Raw genomic sequence first — 2,485 nt, 5'->3', positions numbered from 1 at the left:
TGGTAGTCCATAGGTGTGATACCAGGCGCGCACCAGATGATCCGAGGCGGCCTTGGAGGCCGAGTAGGGCGAGTTGGGTGCGTAGGCGGTCGTTTCGGTGAACTTGCCGCTCGGCCCCAGCGAGCCGTAGACCTCATCGGTCGAGACGTGCAGGAAACGGAAGGCCTCGCGCCGGCTCGCATCCAGCGCGCTCCAGTAGGCCTTGGCGCTATCGAGCAGGCTAAAGGTGCCGAGCACATTGGTCTCGATGAAGGCAGCGGGTCCGTCGATCGAACGATCGACATGGCTCTCGGCGGCAAAGTTGACCACCGCATCGACCTGATATTCGCTCAGCAGATGTCCGACTAGGGCCTGATTGCCGATATCGCCTTCAATGAAGACGTGCCGCGGATCATCGCGAAACTCGGCGAGGGTATCCGGGTTGCCGGCGTAGGTGAGCTTGTCGAGATTGATGATGCGATCGGCGCCTTGTTGCATCTTGAGGTGAACAAAGTTGCCGCCGATGAAGCCGGCACCGCCGGTAACGAGGAGCGTTCTCATGGTCTGATGGTGGAGCCTTCCTGAACAAGGCGCCGATGATACCACTTCAGGATGGGGCCCCTGTCTCTGAGCCCTCAGCTCTCAGCCGCCGGTGCGGCGGACCTCGATCACATCGATGAGCTGGCGTAGCTTGGCGCAGACTTGCTCGAGCTGATCGATATCGCTGACCTCGACGGTAAAGCGCATACTGGCACGGTCATTGGTCGCGTCGGTCTGGGTCTCGGTGGCGATCACGTTGGCGTCCTCGTCGGCGAGCACTGAGGAGACATCGCGTAGCAATCCTTTTCGATCAGCCGCGGTGATGACGATGTCGACTGGATAGGCGGCATGGCCTGGCTGCTTGGCCCATTCCACCTCGATCAGGCGCTCCTGCTCTTCGTCGCTCAGGCTGGTCATGTTGCTGCAGTTGGCGCGATGCACTGCGACCCCACGACCGCGGGTGATGAAGCCGATGATGGGGTCGTCAGGGACCGGATGGCAGCAGCTCGCGATCTGGGTGAGTAGGTCTGGCACACCGGCCACAATGACCTCTGGTCGACCCTGCGCTTGCCGTTTGCGTCGGCCCAACGCCAGCTGGGCTGAGGGCTCAAGCTCGGTGGTGGTGTCGCGGCGCTCATGGCGTGGCTCCCCCACCTGACGCGCGGCGATGCCGACCGAGAGGTCACCACGTCCGATGGCGGCCAGCACATCATCACCACGCTGCAGATTGAAACGCTCAGCAAGCTGTTCCAGTGGCGGCTTGGCCTCGATGCCAAGGCGGGAAAGCTCCTTATCGAGCAGGTTACGGCCCTCGGCCAGATGGCGCTCGAAGTCCTGCTGCTTGAACCACTGCCGCACCCGATTGCGCGCTCGCGAGGTGGTCAAATAACCATGATGAATGCTCAACCAGTCGCGGCTTGGCGAGGCGTTCTTCTGTGTAATGATCTCGACCGTCTCACCATTGGCCAACTTGTGCGTCAGCGGCACGATGCGTCCATCGACCCGTGCCCCCCGGCAGTGATGACCGACCTCGGAATGGATCGCATAGGCGAAGTCGAGCGGTGTCGCGCCCGGCGGTAGCTCGACCACCTTGGCCTGCGGGGTCAGGACGTAGATGCTCGCGGCGACCTCTCGCTGAGCGGCGTCGCTGCGCTCGGAGGTTGGCGATGGGCTGCCGTCAGGACGCGCATTGGCAGCAGCCGAACTCTGCATGCCCTGACCAGCCTCTGAGTTCTGGCCTCTGTTGGAGCCCAGGCCAGCGCGCGAACCTCGGCTTGCTCCAGGGTAGGCGGCCTTCGTCGTCGCGCCAGACTTGGCATTGGCTTCCGGTTCTGCCTCCAATGTCCGTTCCAACCAGTTGCGCATCAGCAGGATGCGTCGTTGGAAGGCCGCATCATGGCCGGTCGCCTCTTTGTAGGCCCAGTGCGCGGCGACGCCATACTCGGCATGCTGATGCATCTCCCGGGTGCGTATTTGCACCTCCAGCACCTTGCCGTCGGGTCCGGTGACTGCGGTATGCAAGGAGCGATACAGGTTACCCTTGGGCTTGGAGATATAGTCGTCGAATTCGTCTGGAATGTACGGCCAGAGGCTGTGCACCACGCTCAGCGCCGTGTAGCAGTCATCCTCGTGATCGACCATGATGCGCACTGCGCGCAAGTCGAAGATGCCGTCGATATCGACCCGCTTGCGCTGCATCTTGCGCCAGATGCTGTAGATGTGCTTTGGCCGCCCACTGATGCTCGCCTCTAGCCCGATGCGCGCGAACTCCCGTCGCAGGCTTTCAATGACGCTGGCGATGTACTGCTGGCGCTCATCGCGGCGCTCGCGCAGTAATCGCGCAATGCGCTGGTATTCCTCTGGTTGCGCATAGCGCAAGGCCAGATCCTCGAGCTCCCACTTCAGTTGCCAGACGCCGAGCCGATTGGCTAGCGGGGCATAGAGGCGTTTGGTGTCCTCGGCCAGC

The 2,485-nt window shown here is 62.5% G+C and carries 2 protein-coding genes; both read right to left on the bottom strand.

Annotation, left to right across the window (positions count from 1 at the left end):
- Positions 1-540, bottom strand: a 540-nt coding sequence (locus VBE63_RS27325; protein WP_323686145.1) for a dTDP-glucose 4,6-dehydratase, incomplete at its 3' end; no start/stop codon positions are given.
- An 81-nt stretch (positions 541-621) separates the two neighbouring features.
- The coding region (locus VBE63_RS27320) for a RelA/SpoT family protein (RefSeq protein WP_323686144.1) at positions 622-2,485 on the bottom strand (1,864 nt) is incomplete at its 5' end.

The organism is Lamprobacter sp. (assembly GCF_034860625.1).
Classification (GTDB): domain Bacteria; phylum Pseudomonadota; class Gammaproteobacteria; order Chromatiales; family Chromatiaceae; genus Lamprobacter.
This window is presented reverse-complemented; position numbering and strand designations above follow the sequence as displayed.